This is a genomic window from Kitasatospora sp. NPDC059408 (assembly GCF_042751525.1).
Taxonomy (GTDB): domain Bacteria; phylum Actinomycetota; class Actinomycetes; order Streptomycetales; family Streptomycetaceae; genus Kitasatospora.
This window is the reverse complement of the sequence record NZ_JBHYWI010000035.1, coordinates 23,556-44,488: the sequence shown is the minus strand read 5'-3', so window position 1 is coordinate 44,488 and position 20,933 is coordinate 23,556. Positions and strand designations below refer to the sequence as shown.

At 74.8% G+C, this 20,933-nt stretch carries 24 protein-coding genes; 15 read left to right on the top strand and 9 right to left on the bottom strand.

All coding sequences use genetic code 11. From position 1 onward, the window contains the following. The first annotated feature begins 43 nt into the window (after nt 1–43). Nucleotides 44–766 carry a VC0807 family protein gene (locus tag ACFXDE_RS23265; protein ID WP_380496714.1) on the top strand — a complete coding sequence of 241 codons (723 nt, stop codon included), beginning with the start codon at nt 44–46 and terminating at the stop codon, nt 764–766. Nucleotides 767–976: 210 nt separating this feature from the next. Next, on the top strand, nt 977–1,717 hold the full coding sequence (locus tag ACFXDE_RS23260; RefSeq protein ID WP_380435686.1) for a tyrosine-protein phosphatase: 741 nt from the start codon (nt 977–979) through the stop codon (nt 1,715–1,717). An 81-nt stretch (nt 1,718–1,798) separates the two neighbouring features. Here ACFXDE_RS23260 and ACFXDE_RS23255 read toward each other — a convergent pair whose 3' ends face one another. Continuing rightward, nucleotides 1,799–2,383 carry a GNAT family N-acetyltransferase gene (locus ACFXDE_RS23255; RefSeq protein ID WP_380496713.1) on the bottom strand — a complete coding sequence of 195 codons (585 nt, stop codon included), beginning with the start codon at nt 2,381–2,383 and terminating at the stop codon, nt 1,799–1,801. 105 nt (nt 2,384–2,488) lie between these two features. On the opposite strand from ACFXDE_RS23255, the gene ACFXDE_RS23250 reads away from it, so the two are divergent. Further along, nucleotides 2,489–3,244 carry a Clp protease N-terminal domain-containing protein gene (locus ACFXDE_RS23250; RefSeq protein WP_380496711.1) on the top strand — a complete coding sequence of 252 codons (756 nt, stop codon included), beginning with the start codon at nt 2,489–2,491 and terminating at the stop codon, nt 3,242–3,244. A 63-nt stretch (nt 3,245–3,307) separates the two neighbouring features. Here the strand turns inward: ACFXDE_RS23250 and ACFXDE_RS23245 are convergent, their stop codons facing one another. Continuing rightward, a complete protein-coding gene (locus ACFXDE_RS23245) occupies nt 3,308–3,799 on the bottom strand; it encodes an NUDIX domain-containing protein (RefSeq protein WP_380435680.1) in 492 nt (163 codons plus the stop codon). Nucleotides 3,800–3,999: 200 nt separating this feature from the next. Here ACFXDE_RS23245 and ACFXDE_RS23240 point away from each other — a divergent pair, with 200 nt between their 5' ends. Then, nucleotides 4,000–4,308 (top strand): STAS domain-containing protein, encoded by a 309-nt coding sequence (locus ACFXDE_RS23240; protein ID WP_380496710.1) that lies wholly within the window; start codon nt 4,000–4,002, stop codon nt 4,306–4,308. Here ACFXDE_RS23240 and ACFXDE_RS23235 read toward each other — a convergent pair. The 4 genes from ACFXDE_RS23235 to ACFXDE_RS23220 form a co-directional block, all read right to left on the bottom strand. Next, nucleotides 4,216–5,193, bottom strand: a complete 978-nt coding sequence (locus ACFXDE_RS23235) for a sigma-70 family RNA polymerase sigma factor (RefSeq protein WP_380435676.1) — start codon at nt 5,191–5,193, stop codon at nt 4,216–4,218. The genes ACFXDE_RS23240 and ACFXDE_RS23235 overlap by 93 nt on opposite strands. 167 nt (nt 5,194–5,360) lie before the next feature. Next, nucleotides 5,361–5,633, bottom strand: a complete 273-nt coding sequence (locus ACFXDE_RS23230) for a hypothetical protein (RefSeq protein WP_380435674.1) — start codon at nt 5,631–5,633, stop codon at nt 5,361–5,363. A gap of 154 nt (nt 5,634–5,787) precedes the next feature. After that, entirely contained in the window at nt 5,788–6,057 is a 270-nt protein-coding gene (locus tag ACFXDE_RS23225; RefSeq protein WP_380435672.1) for a UBP-type zinc finger domain-containing protein, read from the bottom strand. Nucleotides 6,058–6,129: 72 nt separating this feature from the next. Then, complete coding sequence (locus ACFXDE_RS23220) at nt 6,130–6,978, bottom strand: helix-turn-helix transcriptional regulator (protein WP_380435670.1); 849 nt, start codon at nt 6,976–6,978, stop codon at nt 6,130–6,132. A gap of 183 nt (nt 6,979–7,161) precedes the next feature. On the opposite strand from ACFXDE_RS23220, the gene ACFXDE_RS23215 reads away from it, so the two are divergent. After that, nucleotides 7,162–7,923 (top strand): SDR family oxidoreductase, encoded by a 762-nt coding sequence (locus ACFXDE_RS23215; protein ID WP_380496709.1) that lies wholly within the window; start codon nt 7,162–7,164, stop codon nt 7,921–7,923. Nucleotides 7,924–7,986: 63 nt separating this feature from the next. Continuing rightward, entirely contained in the window at nt 7,987–10,860 is a 2,874-nt protein-coding gene (locus tag ACFXDE_RS23210) for a lysylphosphatidylglycerol synthase domain-containing protein (RefSeq protein ID WP_380496707.1), read from the top strand. A 28-nt stretch (nt 10,861–10,888) separates the two neighbouring features. Here ACFXDE_RS23210 and ACFXDE_RS23205 read toward each other — a convergent pair whose 3' ends face one another. Further along, a complete protein-coding gene (locus ACFXDE_RS23205) occupies nt 10,889–11,086 on the bottom strand; it encodes a hypothetical protein (RefSeq protein ID WP_363650026.1) in 198 nt (65 codons plus the stop codon). Nucleotides 11,087–11,308: 222 nt separating this feature from the next. Between ACFXDE_RS23205 and ACFXDE_RS23200 the strand changes: the two genes are divergently transcribed. The 9 genes from ACFXDE_RS23200 to ACFXDE_RS23160 all read left to right on the top strand — a co-directional run bounded on the left by ACFXDE_RS23200 (nt 11,309) and on the right by ACFXDE_RS23160 (nt 19,575). Then, nucleotides 11,309–11,776, top strand: a complete 468-nt coding sequence (locus ACFXDE_RS23200; protein WP_380496706.1) for a carboxymuconolactone decarboxylase family protein — start codon at nt 11,309–11,311, stop codon at nt 11,774–11,776. Between the two features lie 163 nt (nt 11,777–11,939). After that, nucleotides 11,940–12,584, top strand: a complete 645-nt coding sequence (locus ACFXDE_RS23195) for a class I SAM-dependent methyltransferase (RefSeq protein WP_380435662.1) — start codon at nt 11,940–11,942, stop codon at nt 12,582–12,584. After that, on the top strand, nt 12,581–13,153 hold the full coding sequence (locus tag ACFXDE_RS23190) for a TrmH family RNA methyltransferase (RefSeq protein WP_380435660.1): 573 nt from the start codon (nt 12,581–12,583) through the stop codon (nt 13,151–13,153). The genes ACFXDE_RS23195 and ACFXDE_RS23190 overlap by 4 nt, the downstream gene beginning before the upstream one ends. 245 nt (nt 13,154–13,398) lie before the next feature. Then, nucleotides 13,399–14,298 carry an ABC transporter ATP-binding protein gene (locus tag ACFXDE_RS23185; protein ID WP_380496705.1) on the top strand — a complete coding sequence of 300 codons (900 nt, stop codon included), beginning with the start codon at nt 13,399–13,401 and terminating at the stop codon, nt 14,296–14,298. Beyond that, nucleotides 14,292–15,920 carry a hypothetical protein gene (locus tag ACFXDE_RS23180; RefSeq protein WP_380496704.1) on the top strand — a complete coding sequence of 543 codons (1,629 nt, stop codon included), beginning with the start codon at nt 14,292–14,294 and terminating at the stop codon, nt 15,918–15,920. The genes ACFXDE_RS23185 and ACFXDE_RS23180 overlap by 7 nt, the downstream gene beginning before the upstream one ends. Before the next feature lie 130 nt (nt 15,921–16,050). After that, entirely contained in the window at nt 16,051–16,614 is a 564-nt protein-coding gene (locus ACFXDE_RS23175; RefSeq protein WP_380496703.1) for a hypothetical protein, read from the top strand. A 165-nt stretch (nt 16,615–16,779) separates the two neighbouring features. Then, complete coding sequence (locus ACFXDE_RS23170) at nt 16,780–17,607, top strand: CPBP family intramembrane glutamic endopeptidase (RefSeq protein WP_380496702.1); 828 nt, start codon at nt 16,780–16,782, stop codon at nt 17,605–17,607. Nucleotides 17,608–17,665: 58 nt separating this feature from the next. Beyond that, complete coding sequence (locus ACFXDE_RS23165) at nt 17,666–18,955, top strand: histidine kinase (RefSeq protein WP_380496701.1); 1,290 nt, start codon at nt 17,666–17,668, stop codon at nt 18,953–18,955. Continuing rightward, entirely contained in the window at nt 18,907–19,575 is a 669-nt protein-coding gene (locus ACFXDE_RS23160; RefSeq protein ID WP_380435648.1) for a response regulator, read from the top strand. Before ACFXDE_RS23165 ends, ACFXDE_RS23160 begins: the two co-directional genes overlap by 49 nt. Nucleotides 19,576–19,823: 248 nt before the next feature. On the opposite strand, the gene ACFXDE_RS23155 is transcribed toward ACFXDE_RS23160, so the two are convergent. Together ACFXDE_RS23155 and ACFXDE_RS23150 are read right to left on the bottom strand one after the other, a co-directional pair. Further along, on the bottom strand, nt 19,824–20,330 hold the full coding sequence (locus ACFXDE_RS23155) for a hypothetical protein (RefSeq protein ID WP_380496700.1): 507 nt from the start codon (nt 20,328–20,330) through the stop codon (nt 19,824–19,826). 394 nt (nt 20,331–20,724) lie between these two features. Beyond that, complete coding sequence (locus tag ACFXDE_RS23150; RefSeq protein WP_380496699.1) at nt 20,725–20,913, bottom strand: hypothetical protein; 189 nt, start codon at nt 20,911–20,913, stop codon at nt 20,725–20,727. Nucleotides 20,914–20,933 lie beyond the last annotated feature (20 nt).

Genomic DNA, 20,933 nt, shown 5'->3' with positions numbered 1-20,933 from the left:
CGCGGGCACCGGCCCCGCGGCCACCAGCGGGGAGGAACCCACCATGAGCCAGACCCTGAGCGCCGTCGCCACCGAGGCCGCCACCACCCCGGCCGGCGCGGAGAAGCAGCCGAACCCGGTGGGCTCCGCGTTCCGCCCGCTCCTCCTGGACGTCGCCGCCCCGCTGGCCGGCTACTACCTGCTCCACTCGGCCTTCGGGATGAGCGAGTTCGCCGCCCTCGCCTGGAGCAGCGCCGTCCCGGCCGGCCGGACGGTCTTCGGCCTGCTGCGCGAGCGCACCCTCAACCTGTGGGCCGCGCTGATGCTGGCGGTCAACCTGGCCGGCCTGGCGCTCACCTTCCTCACCGGCGACGCCCGGATGATGCTCGCCAAGGACGGCCTGCTCAGCGGCAGCGTCGCGGTGGCCGTCCTGGTCTCCGCCCTCGTCGGCAAGCCGGTGATGACCCCGGTGCTGATGCCCTTCCTGACCAAGGGCAACCACGCCCGCGCCGCCGCCTGGCAGCGGCTGGCCGGGGGCCGGGCGGCCGCCTCGCGCTCCTTCCACCGCCACGAGCGCGTCTTCTCGGGCATCTGGGGCACCGCGCTGCTGGCCGAGTGCACCGCCCGCGTGGTCGGCGCCTTCACCCTCCCCGTCCCGACCATGGCCTGGCTGTCCACCGTCTTCCTGATCGGCGCCATCGTGGCCGGCTCGATGCTCGGCCAGATCGCCGCCGAGCCGATGGAGAAGCTGCTCACCGCCGAGACCGAGGCCCCGACCGCCGCCTGACCTGTGCCTCTTCCTCCCGAACGTCCGAACAGCGGGTTTCCGCCGGTCGAACGGCGAGGAACCATCCGGATCTCCCGATAGTCCTTCATAACGAGGGGGTAACGGGCCCCCGGACGACGAAACGGGGAACCCTGTGAGCGAGCGGAGCGAGCGAGCCATGAAGAGGTGCACGTGGGTGAATGCCCCTGCCGAGCGCAGCGAGGTGGGAGCATGAACCGGACGCACGCGCAGACCACCACCGAGGACCGCACCCTCGTCTGGGACGGCTGCCTGAACGTCCGCGAGCTGGGCGGACTGCCCACCGTCTCCGGCCGCCCGACCGCCCGCGGCGCGATCGTCCGGGCCGACAACCTCGACCGCCTCACCGCCGAGGGCTGGGACGCCCTCCTCGACCACGGCGTCCGCACCGTCGTCGACCTGCGCAACGCCGAGGAGCACAAGCCGCTCCTCCCCCGCCCCGAGGGCGTCGAACTGGTCCGCGTCCCGCTGGACGAACTCGCCGGCCCCGCCTGGTGGGAGACGTACGGACGGCTGGACGGCACCCCGCTCGCGCTCCGCCCCTACCTGGACCACTGCCCGCACGCCGCCGCCGAACTGGTCACCACGGTGGCCGGCGCCCGGCCCGGCGGCGTGGTCGTCCACTGCGGCGCCGGCCGCGACCGCACCGGCCTCGCCGCCCTCCTCCTGCTCGCCCTGGCCGGGGTCCGCCCGGCCGCGATAGCCGAGGACTACCTGCTCAGCGGCCCCAACGTCCGTCCGCTGTACGGAATGCTGGGCCTGCCGGACCAGTACCGCCGGATCGACGCGGTGCTCGCCGAGGCCGGCACCACCGCCGAGGCCGCCCTGGCCGACACGCTCGACGGCTTCGACCCGGCCGGCTACCTGCTCGCCGCCGGGGTCACGCCGGCCGACGTCGCCGCCGTCCGGGCCCGGCTGGTGCCCGCGGCCTGACCGCCGTCCGACCGCCGTCCGACCGCCGTCCGACCGCTGCCCGACCGCCGCCGGAGCCGGTCGTTCACCAGAGCCGGTCGTTCACCAGAGCCGGTCGACCGTCCCGGGGTGGAGGGCGATCCGACGGTGCGGGAAGTCCGCCCGGTGGCGCTCGGCGCGCGCGGTGAAGAAGGCCGCCATCGTCACCTTGTCGAAGCCCTCCCGGTCGCTGGGGAACGGATCCTCCGCCGTGCCCCCGACCAGGACCGCGCCCGGCAGGCACTCCCAGCCCGCGCTCTCGTAGAAGCCCCGCAACTCGCGGTCGCAGGTGAACAGCCCGAGGTCCGCGCCACGCTCCCGGGCGGTGGCGCGGGCCGCCGCCACCAGCCGCCGGCCGTGCCCGAGGCCCCGGCAGGCCGGGTCGGTGACGACGGTGGACAAGCCGCTCGCCGCGTACGTCCGCCCGGCGTGGACGATCTCCTTGGAGAGCACGTCCAGCGCGGCCACCACGCGGGCGCCGTCCAGCAGCAGCATGGAGAGCGGGCGCAGGGCCGGATCGTGCACGGGCGCGGCGGACGGACCGGGCGGGCCCGGCCACGCCAGCTCCTGCAACTCGGCCACCCGCAGCTTGAGTCCGGCGGGCACCTCGGCCTCGGGCAGGGTGATGATCCGCAGGTCAGCCGCCATGTCCGACTCCTTCGCTCCACTCCGTCACCCGACCGCCCGAAGCCTACCCGGCAGTATCGTCAACTATCGGTTGACGATACAGGATCGACAACCTACGGTTGACGCATGGAGAATCCCGTTGTTCCCAGCACGACTCCGCTGCGCCTCGACGACCTGATCACCGCGATCAAGAAGGTCCACACCGACGCGCTCGACCAACTGTCCGACGCGGTGATCGCCGCCGACCACCTGGGCGAACTCGCCGATCACCTGATCGGCCACTTCGTGGACCAGGCCCGCCGCTCCGGCGCGTCCTGGACCGACATCGGCCGGAGCATGGGCGTGAGCAAGCAGGCCGCCCAGAAGCGCTTCGTCCCCAAGGACCCCGCCACCCCCGACGACCTCGACCCCAGCCAGGGCTTCGCCCGCTTCACCGACCGCGCCCGGCACGTCGTCGTGGTCTCGCAGGAGGAGGCCAGGAACGCCGGCAACGCCGAGATCACCGCCGAGCACCTGCTGCTCGGCCTGATCGCCGAACCCGAGGGCATCGGCGCCAAGGCGCTCGCCGCCCAGGGCGTCGGCGCGGAGGCGGTCCGCGCCGCCGCCGGCGCCGCCCTGCCGGCCCCCGCCGCCGAACTGCCCGCGCTGATCCCGTTCGACGCGCAGGCCAAGAAGGTGCTGGAGCTGACCTTCCGCGAGGCCCTCAAGCTGGGCCACAACTACGTCGGCACCGAGCACATCCTGCTCGCCCTGCTGGAGCAGGCGAACGGCACCGGCGTGCTCGCCGACCTGAACGTCGACAAGGCCGAGACGGAGACGTTCGTCTCGGAGGCCCTCACCGCCATCGTCGCCGCCCGGAGCGAGGACCCGAGGCAGCCCTGAACCACGGACGGGCCCCGCGACGGTCGACCGCCCCGGGGCCCGCGCCGCTCTCCCGGCGCCCCGTCAGAATCCCGACACGCTCGTGGTGACGATCCGCACCCGGCCGTCGACGGCCGCCTCCAGCGCGGCCCGCAGCCGCGCCGAACGGGACGGGCCGAGCAGGACGAGCGCCTCCTCGTCGGGGACCCAGCGGTAGTCGTCGAGCTCACCGGCCGGGACGGTCACGGGGGTGCCGTCCGGGACGGTGCCGAAGTCGAAGAGCAAGTGCTCGGCCGGGTGGTCGAGTTCGTTCGAGGGGTGGGTCCAGGAGATCGCCAGCAGGTCGCCGGCGGCCTTGACGATCCCGGTCTCCTCCTCCAGCTCCCGCGCGGCGCACTCGGCGGGCCCCTCGCCGAGGTCGATCGTGCCGCCCGGGAACTGCCAGTGCTCGCGGTACCCGGCCTTCACGATCAGCATCCGCCCGGACTCGTCCCGCAGCAGGCAGCCGGCCGCCGCGTAGATCCGCGGCAGGGACGCCAGCCACTCCTCACGGGACTTCAAAGGCTCAGCAGACACGGCGTTCCTCCTCGGCACGGTGCCCACAGCCGGTGGCTGCGGCAACGGTGGTCCCTGCGGCCCCTACTCTGCCACCGCGGCCGCCGGGCGGACGGACGCGGCGGGCCCCCGGGCGGACCACCCGGACCCGCGTACCCGAACCGGACCTGCGAACCTGCACCGGACCGATGATTCGCGACCGCCGGAGCGGTCCAACCCGCATGGAGACCAAGCGAACCACCACCGGCCGGACGCTCACCTGCGACCTCCGCGCGCTCACCGCCCCCGACCTGGCGGTCGTCGACGCCCTCGCCCGGCTGCGGATCGCCGCCGCCCGGCACGGCGTGGGCGTGCTGCTGCTGAACGCGAGCGGCCCGCTGCGGGAGCTGCTCGCGTTCAGCGGGCTGGCCGACGTCCTGCCCGTGGCTCCCCCGCCGCTACTCGGCCTCCAACCGGGCCGGGAGGCCGAACAGCGGGAAGAGCACGTCGGTGTCGAGGAAGTTGGTGAGCCCGGTGATCCGGCCGTCTGACACCTCGGGCACGATCAGCGCCCACGGCTCGTGCCCGCCCGCCGGACTCGGCCGGTACTGCGCGAAGGCCGGACCGCCGTTGGCCGTCACCGGGAGCAGGCGCGAGCCGCGGCAACCGCAGCCGGGGCCGAGCATCCAGGCCCGGATCTCGTCCTTGCCGCGCAGCCACATCGCGAACGGCGGCATGTTGAGCGTGACGTCCTCGTGCAGCAGCGCGGCCAGGCCCGCCATGTCGTAGGCCTCGAAGGCGCTGACGTAGCGGTCCAGCAGCGCGCGGTGGTCGTCGTCCAGGGCGGGCGCCGGGCGGGCGGCCGCGCCGTCGCCGGCGAGCACCGCGCGGGCGCGCTGGAGCGCGCTGTTGACCGAGGCCACCGTGACGCCGAGCAGCTCGGCCACCTCGGCGGCCCGCCAGCCGAGCACCTCACGCAGGATCAGCACCGCGCGCTGGCGCGGCGCGAGGCGCTGGAGCACCGCCACGAAGGCCAGCTTCACCGACTCGCGCTGCGCCGCCACGTCGGCCGGGTCGCCCGTCTCGGGCAGCACCCGGCCGTCCGGCGCGGGGCCGATCCACGTCATCTCGGGCAGCTGCGCGTCGCTCGCGGTGGCGACCGTCACCGGGCCGGCCAGGTCCATCGGGCGGGCCCGGTTGTTGCGGCCGTTCAGCGCGTCCAGGCAGACGTTGGTGGCGATCCGGTACAGCCAGGAGCGCAGGGCGGCCCGGCCCTCGAAGTTCTTGTGGCCGCGCCAGGCGCGGACCATCGTCTCCTGCACCGCGTCCTCGGCCTCGAAGACCGAACCGAGCATCCGGTAGCAGTAGCCGGTGAGTTCCGTCCGGTACCGCTCCAGCTGGACCTCGACCGGCTCCTCGGTGATCACGTCCGTCATCGTGCGCCCCCGTCGCCCTGGCCGCCCTTCGGCCGACGCAACGACCGTACCGCAGGGGTCCGACACGTCGACCCGGCGCGTTCCGGCGGCCGCCCCGACCGGACCTGAGCACGCGTCAGGGGCGGGCGCCCGGCGCGGACGCCCACCCCCGGCGGCAGTGGCGCCGCTCAGTGCGCGGAGTGCTTCTCGGCGCCGCGGTGCCGGTGGCCCTTGAGCTCGGCGTGCATCGCCGGAGCGGCGTGCGCCACCGCCGTCCCGGTGTCGCGCCCGCCGTGGCGGAACGCGTCGCCCGCGGCGTACCCGGCCGCCGCGCCGGAGGTGCCGCCGGTGCGGACGCGTGGAGCGAGCTGCTTGGGGCTGCTGGCCATGCCGCGGCGCTCCAGCAGGTCCTGGGTGCCCTGGCGGAGCTTGGCGGTGCTGGCGGGTGTTCGCTTGGTCATCGTCGGCCTCCCTTCGGCGGTCACCGACGGCGACGGACGTCGGCCGGTGGCCGCTCGGGCGCTGCGCTTCGAAAATCGGACGAGCGCTATGTCCGGATTTTATCCGGCTTGGGGCCGGGTGCCACCGGGAATCCGCACCCGGCGGCGGCGCCGCTCAGCCCATGGCCTCGTGGACGAAGCACCAGCGCCAGTCCTCCCCCGGCTCGTACGAGCGGATCACCGGGTGCGAGGAGGCGTGGAAGTGCGCGGTGGCGTGCCGCCCCGGTGAGAAGTCGCAGCAGCCGACGTGGCCGCAGTCCAGGCAGATCCGCAGGTGCACCCAGTCCCGCCGGCCCTCGGCCAGGCAGTCGGCGCAGCCGTCGCCGGGCGGGGCGGGCCGGATGGTCTCGGGGGCCATGGCGAGGTCTTCGCAGGCGGCGGTCATGCCCGCAGGGTAGTGACGCCCGCCCGGGGCGGGGCGCGAAGACACGCCCGAGAAGGGCCGCGGAGCAGCGGCTCACTCCACCCGGGCCGGGCTCCCGTCCGCCGTCCAGCTCGCCAGCAGCGCGAGTTTCTGCGCGGTCGGCGAGCCGGCCGGCGCCGTGAACGCGACCAGCAGCTGCTCCGGCGATCCGTGCACGCCCAGGGTCTCGTAGCCGAAGTCGAGTTCGCCGACCAGCGGGTGCCGGACCAGCTTCACCCCGTGGGTCTTCTCGCGGACCTGGTGATCGGCCCACAGGCGGCGGAACTCCTCGCTGCGCACGGACAGTTCGCCCACCAGCGCGCCCAGTTTGGCGTCCTCCGGGTGCAGCCCGGCGTCCCGCCGCAGGTACGCGACCGTCTCCGCGGCCACCGCCTCCCACTGCACGTAGAACTCGCGGGCCGCCGGGTCGAGGAACACCTGCCGGGCGGCGTTGGTGTCGCTCCCCGGACGGGACGAGTAGCCGTGCACCGCGTCCGCCAGCCCGTTCCACGCGAGGACGTCCATCCGGCGCCCCAGCACGAACGCCGGGACCCCCGCCATCATGTCCAGCAGCAGCCTGGTGCCCTCGCGCACCTGCTGCCTCCCGCGCGCGGCGGAGACGGCGGAGGGCTTCGGCGGGCGGGCCAGCGACCGCAGGTGCTCCGCCTCCACGTCGTCCAGGCGCAGCACCCGCGCCACCGCGTCCAGCACCGTGTCCGAGGCACTGCCGCCCCGGCCCTGCTCCAGCCGGACGTAGTAGTCCACGCTCACGCCCGCGAGCTGCGCCACCTCCTCCCGGCGCAGCCCCGGCACCCGGCGGCGGCCGTGCGAGGGCAGGCCCACCTCCTCGGGCTGGATCCGGGACCGGCGCGAACGGAGGAAGTCCCCCAGGCTGTTCTCCATGCCCGGCAGCGTAGTCCGGGGGACGGCGCGGGAGGGTGGTACTGCCGTTCCCAGGAAAGGAGTTCCCGGGTCCGTGGTTCCCGGGTCCGTGGTTCCCGGGAAGAGCTCGGCCCTGGGTAGCCGTCCACCGCCGCAGCAGAGTGGTCGTCGTCAGCCCGACCGCCCCAGCCCCGGAGCCTCCCGATGAGCTACCCCGCCCTCGCCACCCGCACCGCCGTCGTCACCGGAGCCGCCAGCGGCATGGGCGCCGCCACCGCCCGGCTGCTCGCCGCCGGCGGTGCCCGCGTCGCCCTGCTCGCCCGCCGCGCCGACCGGCTGGCGGACCTGGCCGCCGAGATCGCCGGGGCCGGCGGCCAGGCCGTCGCCGTCACCGCGGACATCACCGACCAGGCCTCCGTCGACGCCGCCGCCGAGGCCGTCCACGCCGCCTTCGGACCGGTCGACCTGGTGGTCAACAACGCCGGCGTGATGCTGCCCAACCCGCTCGACGACGGCCGCATCGACGAGTGGGCCCGCATGATCGACACCAACCTGACCGGCGCCCTGCGGATCGTCCGCGCCTTCACCCCCGACCTCGTCGAGGCCGCCGCCGAGGGCCGCGCCGCCGACCTCGTCAACGTCTCGTCCATCGCCTCGCACGTCGTCTTCCCCAACTACGCGGTCTACGGCGCCACCAAGGCCGGCCTCACCCAGCTGTCCGCGGCGCTGCGCACCGAGCTCGGCCCCCGCGACGTCCGGGTCAGCGCCGTCGAGCCCGGCCTCACCGAGACCGAACTCGGCGAGCACATCGACAACCCGGCCCTGCGCGAGCAGCTCGGCGGCATGTTCGAGGCGATCCCGGCCCTGGGCGCGGACGACATCGCCGACCTCATCGCCTACACCGTCACTCGCCCCCGGCACGTCAACCTGCGCCACGTCGTCGCGCTGCCCACCCGGCAGGCGTGAGGGGCCGCCGCGGGCCTCTCGGCTCACGGCGCGCCCTCAGGGGGGCATGGGAGCATGCCCCCCGTGGCAATCGTGACGGGGAGAACGGACGGCGGCACCGGCGGCGCGGGGGCCGACGGTGCCGGGACGGGCGCTGCGCCCGGGCACCTGCCGGGGCAACGGCCCCGGCAGACGGAGCGCGCTCCCGCGTCCGGGCCGGGCGGGGGCGTCCCTGCCCGGGTGCTCGACACCGGCCGAATACGGCAGCCGGTCGCCCTCGTCCGGCTGCTCACCGGCCTCCTCGCAACCGCCCTCACGCTCCTGCTCGCCGACTACGCCCGCGCCACCACCAGCGGCCTGGCCGCCGACATCTCCGGGGCCACCGAACTGGTGCCCCGCCCCCTGGCGGGCCTCGCCGGCGGCCTCACCACCGCCGCCGTCCTGCTCCTGCCCGTCGGCCTCGCCGTCCGCCGCCTCCTCGGCCCCGACCGGCGGCGCGCCCTCCAGCAGGTCTCGGACGGCCTGCTCGCGGCCGTCCTCGCGTACGGCCTCACCCTCGCCGTCGGCATGTGGGCCGACGGGCTCGCCCCGGCCTCCCTGCTCGCCTCCCTCACCAAGGCCCTGCCCGGCGGGCCCACCGGGCACACCGAGCCCGTGTACGGGTACCTCGCGCCCGCCCTCGCCTTCCTGACCGCCTCCGGCAGCCGCGAACGGCGCCTGCCCTGGACCGTCCTCGCCCTCTCCGGCCTCGCCGGACTCGCCGCCGGCTACGCCACCCCCACCGCGCTCCTCCTCGGGCTGCTCATCGGCTGGACCGCCGCCCACGGCGTCCTCTACGCCGTCGGCACCCCGGACCCGCGGCCCCGGCCCGCCGAGATCCTCCGCGGCCTGCGCGAGAGCGGCCTGCGGCCCACCGCCGTCCATCCGGCCGGGCCCTACCGCCACCTCGTCCGGCAGGCCGACGGCCGCCCCGACCTCGACGTCCAGGTCCTCGACCGCCAGGCCGTCACCGCCGCCGCCCTGCACCGCGCCTGGCGCCGCCTGCGGCTGCGCACCGCGCCCCACCCGCGCGCCCTGCGCTCCCCCCGCACCGGCCTGGAGCACGAGGCCCTGGTCTCGTACGCGGCCGTCGCCGCCGGCGTCCGCACCCGCCGCATCGCCGCCACCGCCGGACTCGGCCAGGACACCGCCCTCATCGCGTACGAGCACCTCGCCGGCCGCACCCTCGACGAACTCGCCGACGACGAGATCACCGACGACCTCCTCACCGACGCCTGGCACCAGCTCGCCCTCCTCCAGCGCCGCGAGATCGCCCACCGGGCCCTCGCCCCGTCCGCCCTCCTGGTCGACCCGGCGGGCGCGGTGCACCTGGTCGACTTCGCGGACGGCGACATCGCCGCCAGCGAACTCGTCCTGCGCAGCGACATCGCCCAGCTCCTCACCACCCTCGCCCTGCGCGCCGGCCCGGCCCGCTCCGTCCGCACCGCCATCGCCGCCCTGGGCCCCGACCCCGTCGCCGCCGCCCTCCCCCTGCTCCAGCCGATAGCCCTGGCCCCCACGACCCGCCACTCCCTGAAGCGCCGGCCTGCGGCCACGGGAACGGCCGGGGCCACCACCGGCACGCCCCTGATCACCACGCGCCCCGGCACCGACGGGCAGGCCGCCTCTCAGGCAGCCGCGTCCTCCGGCAACAGCGGGGAAGCCACCACCGGCACGCCCCTGATCACCACGCGCCCGGACGCCGACGGGCCAACCGCCACCGGCACGCCCCGGACCACCACCCGCCCCGACGCCGACGGGCCGCCCACCTCACAGACGGCCGCCTCCCCCACCGAGGCTGCCGCCGGGAGCAGCCCCGGGACCGCCCAGCCGGCCTCCAGCGGGCCCGCCGTCGCCCCGACGGCCACCGCCCCCGCCGCCGACGGGCCGGCCGCCGAGGCCAGGGCGCCGGACCTCCTGGACGGAATCCGGGCCGAGGTCCTGCGGTTGCGGCCGCAGGCGGCCGTGCGGCCGGTGAAGCTGGAGCGGTTGCGGCCGCGGACGCTGCTCGCGGTGGCGGGCGGGGTGGTGGCCGGGTGGCTGCTGATCCCGCAGCTGTTCTCGGCGGAGCGGAACCCGATCGCCGCCGTGGCCGACGCCGATCCGCTCTGGCTGCTGCTGGCCGTCCTCGCCGCCGCGACGAGCCACGTCACCGCGGCGATGGGGTTCGTCGGCTTCGTGCCGGAGCGGCTGGACTTCCGCAACGCCGTGCTCGCGCAGGTGGCCGGGTCCTTCGCGAAGCTGGTGTCGCCGGGCGGCGTCGGCGGCGTCGCACTGAACACCCGGCTGCTGCAGCAGGCCGGGATCCCGACCGCGCAGGCGCTGTCCAGCGTCGGCGTCGGTCAGTTGATCGGACTGGTGCTGCACCTGCTCCAGCTGGGCGCGTTCGTCTACCTGCTCGGCCAGGAGCCCGGCGGCTCGGAGCTGGACGCGCTGCCCGCCGTCGCCGGCGGCCTCGCGGGGGCGGCGGTGCTGCTGGCCGCGGTGTCGGCGGTGCCGCCGGCCAGGCGGTGGCTGGCGGCGCGGCTGCGGCCGCTGACGGCGGAGGTGCTGCCGCGGCTGCTGGAGCTGCTGCGCAACCCGGGACGGCTGGCGGTCGGGGTGACCGGGCAGCTGATGGTCTCGATGTGCCTGACCGCCTGCCTGTACTGCTCGGCCCGCGCGGTGGGCCAGGAGCCGTCGTTCGCGGCGGTCGCGGTGGTGTTCCTCATCGGCAGCCCGATCGGCAACGCGGCGCCGACCCCGGGCGGGGCGGGTGTGATGGACGGGGCCCTGGGGGCCCTGCTGCAGTCGGCCGCGTCGATGGAGCAGGGCGGCGCGGTGGCGGCCGTCGTGCTCTACCGGTGCCTGACGCTGATCCTGCCCGTCCTGCCGGGCTGGGCGGCGTTCGCCTGGCTGCAGCGGCGCCGCGCCCTGTGAGCCCGCGGCGGCCGGCGTGCCACGGCCGCTACTCCCGGTACTCGTCCTCGTCGAGCTGGACCACTCGGCTCTGCTCGGCGGCGTCCGCGAGGTCGGTGGCGGGGTCGGCGCCGAGGGCCCGGCGTTCGGCGACCTCGTCGTACTCGTCGCCCTCGGGCGCCTCGTCGTCGGGTTCGACGGTCTCGACGGCCTCGTCGATGAGGTAGTCCTCGTGGTTCTGCGGCATGGCGTCCGTCCTCGCTGTTCGGAGGCTCCCACGAGCGCCGGGTGGCGGTGCGCGGGCGGTGCTGGGCAGTACTGGCAGTATCCGCCGCCGGGCCCCCGGACGCGAAGTGCCGGCCCGGTTCCGGCGTGTTGCCCGGACCGGCCCGCAACCCGCGATTGACCCACGAATCCAGTGATCGAATGACCCATTCCCGTGGTGCATTCCATCCCTAGAGTCGTAGTCATGACGACGAACGAGATCACCGCAGCCCCGGCCCGCCTCGACTACGCCCGCACCGTCCCCAAGGTGTTCCGCGCGATGATCGCCCTGGACGCCGCCGCCCGCGAGGGCCTGGACCCGGCCCTGGTCGAGCTGGTGCAGCTGCGCACCTCGCAGCTGAACGGCTGCGCCTACTGCCTGGACATGCACGTCAAGGACGCCCGCAAGGCCGGCGAGACCGACGAGCGGATCCACCTCCTCCCGGTGTGGCACGACGCCCCGGCCGGCGTCTACACCGAGCGCGAGCGCGCCGCCCTCGCGCTGGCCGAGGAGGTCACCGCGATCGGCGGCGGCGTCTCGGACGCCGTGTACGCGCGGGCCGCCGCGCTCTTCGAGGAGGAGGAGCTGGCCCACCTGATGTCGGTCTGCTTCACGATCAACACCTGGAACCGGATCAACGTGACCACCCGCAAGACCCCCGGCACCCTCTAGGGCCACGGCACCGGCCCCGGCCCGCGCCCGCGCCCGCGCCCGCGACCGCGCCCCGGCCGGACAGAACGCGGCCAGGGCCGCCGGGGGTACGATCGGTGCCGTACCAGGGCTTACCCGCACCCACCCGGTGGCCCCGAGGCCCACACGAACGACGGGGAAGCACATGTCCGGCTCGCACTACTTCACGGGTGCGCCCGAGGTCGCCAGCGAGCGCCGGCCGATCACGGTCTCCCTGCCGGACCTCACCCTCGAACTGACCACCGACGCGGGGGTGTTCTCGCGCGGCCGGCTCGACCCCGGCACCCGGATCCTGCTGGAGCACGCCCCGCAGCCGCGCGTGCGCGGCCCGATCCTGGACGTCGGCTGCGGCTACGGCCCGATCGCGCTCACCTGGGCGACCCGGCGCAAGCGCCTCCCGGTCTGGGCGGTGGACGTCAACGAGCGCGCGCTGGAGCTGGTCCGGCTGAACGCCGGGGCGCTGGGGCTGGGCAACGTCCAGGCCGCGCTGCCGGACGACGTCCCCGAGGACCTCCGGTTCGCCACCATCTACTCGAACCCGCCGATCCGGATCGGCAAGGCCGCGCTGCGCCGGCTGCTGACGCACTGGCTCGGCCGGCTGACCCCCGACGGTTCGGCGTTCCTGGTCGTGCAGAAGCACCTGGGCTCGGACTCGCTGCAGAAGTGGCTGACCGAGCAGGGCTACCCGACCTCCCGGATCGCGTCGGTCAACGGGTTCCGGATTCTGGAAGCGCGGCCCCGCCCGGAGACGGGCGAGGGCTCCGAGAGTGGACGAGGTACGACGTCGTGAAGCAGCTCCGCGGGACCGAACTGAAGCGCCTGCACCGCTCGTGGCGGCGCAGCAACGAGTTCCGGCTCGCGCTGATCCTGGAGAACCTGCAGTCCCCGTTCAACGTCGGCTCGGTCGTGCGGACCGGCGCGGCGATGGGCGCCGAGAAGCTGTACCTGACCGGGGACACCCCGTCGGTGCGCTCGTCCGGCGCGCAGAAGGCCGCGATGGGGACCGACAAGTACCTGAAGGTCGAGCACTTCCCGACCGTCGCCGAGGCGGTCGCGGCGGCGAAGGCGGACGGCTTCAAGGTGGTCGGCCTGGAGCTGGCGGACGACGCGGTGCCGATGTTCGCGGCCGAGCTGACGCCGGCGGTGGCCTTCGTCCTCGGCCACGAGGACCGCGGGATCACGCCGGAGGCGCTGGCGATCTGCGACCAGGTCGTGTTCGTGCCGCAGCTGGGCCGGGTCGGCTCGCTGAACGTCTCGGCCGCCGCGACGGTGGCCTGCTACGAGGCGCGCCGGCAGGGGTACGCGATCAGCGGCACCCCGGACGGCAGCGAGGACGTCGGCGGGCTCGACGACGAGTAGCTCCGCGGACCCCGCGCTCCACTCGGGGGTTCCGCTCGAACGCCTGGTGGGTGTGCCGATCGGCACACCCACCAGGCGTTTTCGGGGGGTTGCGGCGCAGGAAAGCCCTCCGATATCTCCCGAACGGCAGATGTGCGGGTGCGCGGCGCGGCGGAAGCATGGCGGTCAGGAAGACGCCGACTGCCGGGCCGGCGTGCAACGACCAAGCGTGCGACGCCCGGCCGCACGCACCGGGGGGCCGAGCGTTGGAGCTCAGGATCCACGACCTGACCAAGGACTACGGCGGCGGCAGGCGCGCCGTCGACTCCTTCTCGCTGACCTTGCGGCCCGGCGTCCTCGGCCTGCTGGGCGCCAACGGCGCCGGGAAGTCCAGCCTGATGCGGATCCTCGCCACCGTCACCCGGCCCACCTCCGGGCAGGTGCTCTGGGAGGGCGTCGACACCGCCCGGCGGCCCGGCCCGCTGCGCCGCACGGTCGGGTACCTGCCGCAGGACTTCGGCGTCTACCCGCAGCTGACGGCCCGGGAGTTCCTCGGCTACCTGGCCGCCGCCAAGGGCCTGCGGCGGCGCTCGGCCCGGGCCCGGATCGACGAACTGCTCGCCCTGGTCAACCTGTCCGGCGCCGCCGGGCAGCGGCTCGGCGCGATGTCCGGCGGGATGCGCCAGCGGGTCGGCATCGCCCAGGCGCTGCTCAACGACCCGAAGCTGCTGATCGTCGACGAGCCCACCGTCGGCCTCGACCCGGAGGAGCGGCTGCGCTTCGGCGGCCTGCTCACCGGGCTCGGCGCCGAGCGGATCGTCGTCCTGTCCACCCACATCGTCTCCGACGTGGCCGCCACCGCCGACCGGATCGCCGTCATGGGCGGCGGCCGGCTGCTGCACCACGACACCCCGGAGGGGCTGCTCCGGACGGCCGCGGGCCGGGTCTGGGAGCTGACCGTCGATCCGGCCCGACTCCCTGTGCTGCGTTCGCGGTTCCTCCTCGGCGGCACCACACGCACCCCGCAGGGCGTCCGGGTCAGGGTCCTCGCCCCCGAGCGGCCGGCCCCGCAGGCCGAGCCCGCCGAGCCCCGGCTCGACGACGCGTACCTGCTGCTCACCGCCGGCCCCGCCACGCCGGTCGCCGAGGGGGTGGCGGCATGGTGACGGCCGGCGCCGTCCGCGCCCTCGCGCTCGCCGACTTCCGCGAGCGGCGGCGCCGGCCGGGCTACCTGGCCGTCCTGCTCGGCACGCTCGGCCTCGGGCTGCTCGCCGCGCCGGTCGGCGACTCCCGCTGGCAGGTCTTCCAGGTCAGCGACCACCTCGGCCGCTACACCAGCGGCTACGTCGGCACCGTGACGGCGCTCGGCGGGGCCGTCTGGCTCTCGCTGGCGGGCTTCGGCATCACCCGCGGCACGGTCGCGCGGGACGAGCGCACCGGCGTCGGCCAGGTCCTCGCCGCCACCCCGCTCAGCCGACTCGCCTACCTGGCGGGCAAGTTCCTCAGCAACCTGCTGGTCCTCGGCTCGATGCTGCTCGCCCTCGCCGGGACGGCGCTCGCCGTGCAGCTGCTCAAGGGCGACTGCGACGACGTGGACGTCGTGCGGCTGCTGCTGCCGTACGTGCTGATCACCCTGCCGCTGCTGGCGGCGGTCGCCGGGTGCGCGGTGCTCTTCGACACCGTGCCGGGGCTGCGCGACGGCCCCGGCATGCTCCTCTGGTCCGTGCTCTGGCTGACCGGCGTCCTCGGCGCGCAGGCGAGCCGCGGGTACGACCTGCTGGGCATGCGCCTGATCACGACCTCGATCCGCAGCGTCATCGCGGCGAGCGGCTACCCCGCGGAGACGGTCGAGTTCGGGGTCGGGCTCACGGCGGACAACCGGGTGCGCGGCAGCTTCGACTGGCCCGGACTCGGTCCGGGCGAGGCGGGCGGGCTGCTCGGCCACGCCGGGCTGACGGCGGCCGTCGCGGTGGCGCTCGCGCTGGCCGGGGCGGCCTGGTTCCACCGCTTCGACCGGGCCGCGTCGCCCGTCCGGCGGCCCGCCCGGCAGGCCGGGTCCCCGGGCTCCCCCGCCTCACCCGGCTCCCCTGCCTCCCCCGGCGCGCCCGCGTCCGGTCCTACTGCCTCCGGACCGGCCGCATTCGACCTCGCCCCGGCCCGGATGACCCCGGCGGAAACGGCGCCCTCCCGGGCCGGCGGCACCCTGCTCGCCGCCACCGCCGGCGAGTTGCGCGTGCTCGTCCAGGGCCGGCGCCTGTGGTGGGCCGGCACGCTCGGACTCGCCCTGCTCGCAGCCGTCACCCGGCCCGACGGCCCGACCCACGCGGTGCTGCCGTTCGCGATGCTCTGGCCGGTGCTGCTCTGGTCCCGGATGGGCCACCGGACGGACGGCGGCAGCGTCGGCGAGCTGCTCGCCGCCTGCCCGGCCCCCGCCCGTCGGCTGCTGGCCGGCCTGCTCGCCGGGGTCGTCCTGGCACTCGCCGTCGCGGCCGCCCCGATCGCCCGGCTGCTCGCCGCCGGGCAGCTCCGGGCCACCGCGGCCGCGCTCGCCGGGGTGCTGCTGGTGCCCGCCCTGGCGCTGCTCTGCGGCGCCGTCACCCGCGGCCCGCGGCTGTTCCAGTCGCTCTACCCGATGCTCTGGTACGGCATGGTCAACCACCTCGCCGGGCTCGACTTCCTCGGCGTCGACCCCGATCGCGGCCCGGCCCCGGCCGCCGTCGCCGCCACGGCGGCCGCCCTCGCCCTGGGCGCGCTCGCTCTGGAGGCGATACGGGAGTCCACCCGGTGAGCGGGCGGTTCCCCCGCGCGGGGGAGGCGGTCCGTCCTCGGGGTGGAGGCCCAAGTCCAGTCCTTCCAGGGATCTTTGACGTGCCGAGGGGAGCGAGTCCCGCTCCCCTCACCGATCCGGAGGAACGACCATGCGCAAGCTCATCGCCGGCCTCGCGCTCACCACCGCCGCAGCCGCCGTCGCCGCGGTGACCACCGCCCCGGCCCAGGCCGCCGAGGCCGCCCACCCGCGCCACCAGCACCTGCACGCCTGGACGCTCCTCAACTACCGCGGCCCCGGGCCCCTCCCGAACGAACGGTTCACCGCACAGGTCGACGCCCGCACCACCACCGGCCACGACGCGCGCGGCCACGCCACCGTCCAGCACGTCTTCCCCGACAAGTCGGCCGTGCGGGCCGAGATCGCCGTCGACTGCCTCGTCACCGGCGCCGACGGCGCCGTCACCGTGACCGGCCCGATCGAGTCGCTCCACTTCACCGTCCCCGCGGGCCAGGAGGAGCCGAAGCCCGCCCCGAGCACCTGGCACCCCGAGACCGGCCTCACCTTCTACCCCGCCGACGCGAGCGGGGAGCAGCGGGTCGGCTGGGCGGGCGCCGACGCGCTCGACTACAGCGCCCCGGCCCGGGGCGCCAAGTGCCGGGCCACCGCACCCGACTCGTGGGTGTTCCGGGGCGGCTACACCCTCCGCGTCTGAGCGGGGGTGCAGCTGGCTGCACCCCGGCCGGACAGCTGCACGCAATGGCCTCGGGTCCACGCACCGGAATCGTCGTCTCCGAGAGGTACGAGCCGCTCGGAGGCCCGTACGGCACAGAGGACGACGATCACCTAGGGGGCGTACGACATGCGGACGGAGAAGACAGTGACAGCGGGCAAGGTGGCGTGGAAGGCGGAGGCGGGCGTGTTCCTCGCCGTCGCGTTCCTCGCGGCGGGGGCCCTCGGTGCGGCCCAACCCGCCACCGGCATACCGACGGTGGTCATCCAGCTGACGCAGTTCGGCCCAGCCCTCGGGGTGGCGGCGGTGGCCCTGCTGTGGCCGTCCCGGATCCGGCGCCGGCTCTCCGGTGCCCTGCCCGCCCGCCGGGCCGTCGACCCGGCGGGGTCGACGGCCCGGCGCCACGCCCGCGGCGCCGGGCTGCTGCTCAGCGCCGTGCTGATCATCGCGCTGGGCGCCGGCGCGTACGCGTGGGTGGAGGGCGTCCTCCGGGTCACCGATCCGGGCACGCTGGGCAGCCCGTTCGCGCTCATCGTGGCGGCGCAGCTGGTCGGCGCGTGCGGGGAGGAGATCGGGTGGCGCTGCCTGCTCCAGCCGCTCCTGCGGACGAGGTTCGGCCCGTTCACGTCCTCGGTCGCGGTCGGGCTGCTCTGGGGCGCGTGGCACGTGCAGGTCTTCGGCCAGGACCCGGCCTACGCGGCCGGGTTCCTGCTGGCCACCGTGGCGATGTCGGTCGTCCTCGGGCTCGGCCTGGAGCGCGCCGGAGCCAACCGCCTCCTGCTCGCGGGCGGCTTCCACACCCTGGTCAACCTGGGCATGCTGCTGTTCATGGACGACGGCTCCGGCAGCGCTCCGGCCGCCGACGCCGACCTGTCCATGGTGCTGTTCGGCCTGGCCGCCCTGGTCACGGCCGTCCCGTGGGTCATCCGTGAACTGACGGCCGATATCCTGCCGATCGCGGACGGGGCCCGCTGACATGCGCGCCGACATGCGGTCCGACATCGGCGCCGACCGACGATCCGGGGGAGAGCACGTGCTGACGGCTCGGGGGGCGGTACGCCCGCTCGTCGACCGCGCGACCGCCCTCGGCCGCTGCCAACTGCTCTCGCTGAACGGCCTCCTCGTCTCCGCGACCGGCTCGCTCGTCGTGGGCGCGCTCCTGCTGCTCCCCGTCGGCGCGGGCCTCCCGCTGCTGCCGCGCGCCGCGGCGGCCCTGCGCACGCTCTCCGACCGGTACCGGTCCTGGACCACCCGGTGGAGCGGCACACCCATCAGCCCGCCCGGACCGCTCGGCGGCCACGGCACCGGCCGCCGGACCGGGGCGGCCCGTGTCCTCGGCGACGACGGCTTCTGGCACGACCTCCGGTGGGCCTGGCTGGAGCCGCTGGTCGGCGGGCTGCTCGTGGCCGGCCCGCTCGCGCTCGTCGACTTCGGGCTGTTCGGCGTACTCGTCCAGCCGTTCGTCTGGCGCCGCCTCGGCCCCGACAACTGGTACGCCTTCGTCCCCGTCGAGTCCACCGCCACGATGCTGGCCGCCGCCGGCCTCGGCCTCGGGTCGATCGCGGCCGGACTCCTCCTCGCCCCCGCCACCCTCGACCTCCACGCCACCTGGAGCCGGCGCATGCTCTCCGCACCGCGCACCGCAGAACTCGTCCGCCGCATCGAACACCTCACCGGCACCCGGGCCGACGCCCTCGACACCCAGGCCGCCGAACTCCAGCGCATCGAGCGGGACCTGCACGACGGTGCCCAGGCCCGGCTGGTCGCCCTCGGCCTCACCCTCGACCGGGCCACCCGCCTCCTCGACACCGACCCGCGGGCCGGCCGCGAGCTCCTCCTCGACGTCCGGGCCGCCTCCGCCCGCGCCCTGCAGGACCTCCGCGACCTCGTTCACGGCATCCACCCGCCGATCCTCACCGACCGAGGTCTCGGCGACGCCGTCCGCTCCCTCGCCCTCGACAGCCACCTCGACGTCCTCGTCGAGAACGGCCTGCCCGGGCGCCTCCCGACCCCCGTCGAGTCCGCCGCCTACTTCGCCGTCGCCGAACTGCTCGCCAACGCCGGCAAACACGCGGACGCCCACGAGGTCCGCATCCGCCTCGTCCACACCGACGGCGTCCTACGCGTCACCGTCACCGACGACGGCCACGGCGGCGCCGACCCCGCCCGCGGCGGCGGCCTGCACGGCATCCGGCGCAGGATCGGCAGCTTCGACGGAACCCTCGCCCTGCAGAGCCCGCCCGGCGGGCCGACCACCGCCACCCTGGAGATACCGTGCGCGTCGTCATCGCCGAAGACCTCTTCCTCCTCCGGGACGGCCTGATCCGGACCCTCCAGGACCACGGGTTCGAGGTCGTCGCCGCCGTCGACAACAGCCCCGAACTCCTGCGCGCCCTCCGCGAACACGAACCCGACGTCGCGGTCGTCGACATCCGCCTGCCCCCGACGTTCACCGACGAGGGCCTCAAGGCCACCCTCGAAGCCCGCCGCGCCCGCCCCGGCCTGCCGGTGCTGATCCTGTCCCAGTACGTCGACCAGCTCTACGCCCACGAGCTGCTCGCCGGCGGCCGGGGCGCCATCGGCTACCTCCTCAAGGACCGCGTCACCCACACCGCCCAGTTCGTCGCCGCCGTCCGCACGGTCGCCGCCGGCGGCACCGTCATGGACCCCCAGGTCATCGCCAAGCTCCTCGCCCGCAGCGACGCCCGCGGCACCACCGCCGCCCTCACCCCGCGCGAACACGACGTCCTCGAACTCATGGCCGAGGGCCGCTCCAACGCCGCCATCATGCACACCCTGCACATCAGCGAGAGCGCGGTGGCCAAGCACACGGCCAACATCTTCGCCAAGCTCGGCATCGAGGCCTCCGCCGACGACAACCGCCGCGTCCTCGCGGTCCTCGCCTACCTGAAGAACGCCGAACGGATCACCCAACCGTCCTGACCCTCCGCCCGTCCGACCGCGCGGAAGCCGCCCCAGCCACCAACCGGCGCCGGGCCCTCCCCCTCCCCGCTTTCACCCTGAAGCCCTCACGATCACTCAACCAACCGAAAGGGGCCCCGATTGGCAGAACGTCTTGTCCGATTCCCACAATGCGCCAATCGGCCGATGGAAGCCAACCGCCGGAAAGGCCACCCGAGAGAGGGCCCCACGAAACGCCGGGTGCCCTCTCTCTTACAGCCCGGAAGCGTTCAGGCGCCATCGCGATCGCGAATAAGCTTGGTAATCGGCACCACTCTTGGCCGACCCCCACCGCTGACCCCGAATTTGAGCCCGTGGCAATAGATCTCGGGAATCCAATACCGATCGTTCTCGCGGAAGAGCGCGCCACTGGCTTCGAGCAGTCGAGTATCCGCCCGCTCCAGCTGAACGGACTCCAGCGCGAAGGGGACTTTGCGAACTTCATCCGGCAGGTCTCGCCGATCGCGGAACAGCTTGCCGACCGGAGCGTTCTCCAGCTCCATGGCGGCGATCTTGTGCGCGCTGCAGGTCGGAAGGGCTCGGCACATCGCCGGCGGCGTCAGCAGTCGATCCGACCAGCGCTTCGGGTCGCCCACAGAGTCCTCGGCCGCCTCACCTGGGAAGACGACGATGCCGCGAGCCTGAATCCGCAGCTCGTACGCGCGATGACGGGCCAGGAACTGCTGGGCGTTCTGCTGAACGGAGTTGAGCACAAGGTCGCGCCGGACGAACGCCACCAGGCCCAGCGGGCGCCCCCGAATCGAGCAAAGCCATTCGGGGCAACCGGTCAAGAGCGCCCTCAGAGCACACTGCCGAACAGCATCGTTACTGAACTGTTGAAACGGGTCCTCACGACCATCGATGGCAAAAATCGCCCGCCGGCTCCGTGCGAGGCCAGTGAGTTCCGGTCCGGCCGTTTCAGGCGTAGTACCTCGGAGACCCGCGGCCCTGGCGAGACAGGCCTGCCAGACGCGACGCCAACCACCCTCACTCAGGTCCTCACTCGGCGCTTCCGCGACAAGATCACGTAGCTCGAGGAATGCAGCGGGCTCGGCTCCGGTCGGCTTTCGGGCTGATGCCTGCTGCACACCCTCGACCTCGGCACCCACAACGGGGCCCGACGTTGAGCGGTCAGCTCTGATTCTCGTCGAGGTGGCCCTCTTCGGCGCGGGGGCCCACCGCGCGGGCCGGCTCCTCCATCGTCAGCTCCACGCGCCGGCCTTCGGCGACCCGGCGCTCCACCGTCTCCTCGTCCGGCCACTGGTCGGGCTGTGCGCCGACTCCCCACTGGCCGTCGGCGACCATCGCGATGTCGCCCACGGCAGACGTCCTTGCCGAAA

Coding starts and splice junctions, on each gene's coding strand:
- ACFXDE_RS23265 (WP_380496714.1), top strand. CDS start 44: ATGAGCCAGACCCTGAGCGCCGTCGCCACCGAGGCCGCCACCACCCCG.
- ACFXDE_RS23260 (WP_380435686.1), top strand. CDS start 977: ATGAACCGGACGCACGCGCAGACCACCACCGAGGACCGCACCCTCGTC.
- ACFXDE_RS23255 (WP_380496713.1), bottom strand. CDS start 2,383: ATGGCGGCTGACCTGCGGATCATCACCCTGCCCGAGGCCGAGGTGCCC.
- ACFXDE_RS23250 (WP_380496711.1), top strand. CDS start 2,489: ATGGAGAATCCCGTTGTTCCCAGCACGACTCCGCTGCGCCTCGACGAC.
- ACFXDE_RS23240 (WP_380496710.1), top strand. CDS start 4,000: ATGGAGACCAAGCGAACCACCACCGGCCGGACGCTCACCTGCGACCTC.
- ACFXDE_RS23235 (WP_380435676.1), bottom strand. CDS start 5,193: ATGACGGACGTGATCACCGAGGAGCCGGTCGAGGTCCAGCTGGAGCGG.
- ACFXDE_RS23230 (WP_380435674.1), bottom strand. CDS start 5,633: ATGACCAAGCGAACACCCGCCAGCACCGCCAAGCTCCGCCAGGGCACC.
- ACFXDE_RS23225 (WP_380435672.1), bottom strand. CDS start 6,057: ATGACCGCCGCCTGCGAAGACCTCGCCATGGCCCCCGAGACCATCCGG.
- ACFXDE_RS23220 (WP_380435670.1), bottom strand. CDS start 6,978: ATGGAGAACAGCCTGGGGGACTTCCTCCGTTCGCGCCGGTCCCGGATC.
- ACFXDE_RS23215 (WP_380496709.1), top strand. CDS start 7,162: ATGAGCTACCCCGCCCTCGCCACCCGCACCGCCGTCGTCACCGGAGCC.
- ACFXDE_RS23205 (WP_363650026.1), bottom strand. CDS start 11,086: ATGCCGCAGAACCACGAGGACTACCTCATCGACGAGGCCGTCGAGACC.
- ACFXDE_RS23200 (WP_380496706.1), top strand. CDS start 11,309: ATGACGACGAACGAGATCACCGCAGCCCCGGCCCGCCTCGACTACGCC.
- ACFXDE_RS23195 (WP_380435662.1), top strand. CDS start 11,940: ATGTCCGGCTCGCACTACTTCACGGGTGCGCCCGAGGTCGCCAGCGAG.
- ACFXDE_RS23180 (WP_380496704.1), top strand. CDS start 14,292: ATGGTGACGGCCGGCGCCGTCCGCGCCCTCGCGCTCGCCGACTTCCGC.
- ACFXDE_RS23175 (WP_380496703.1), top strand. CDS start 16,051: ATGCGCAAGCTCATCGCCGGCCTCGCGCTCACCACCGCCGCAGCCGCC.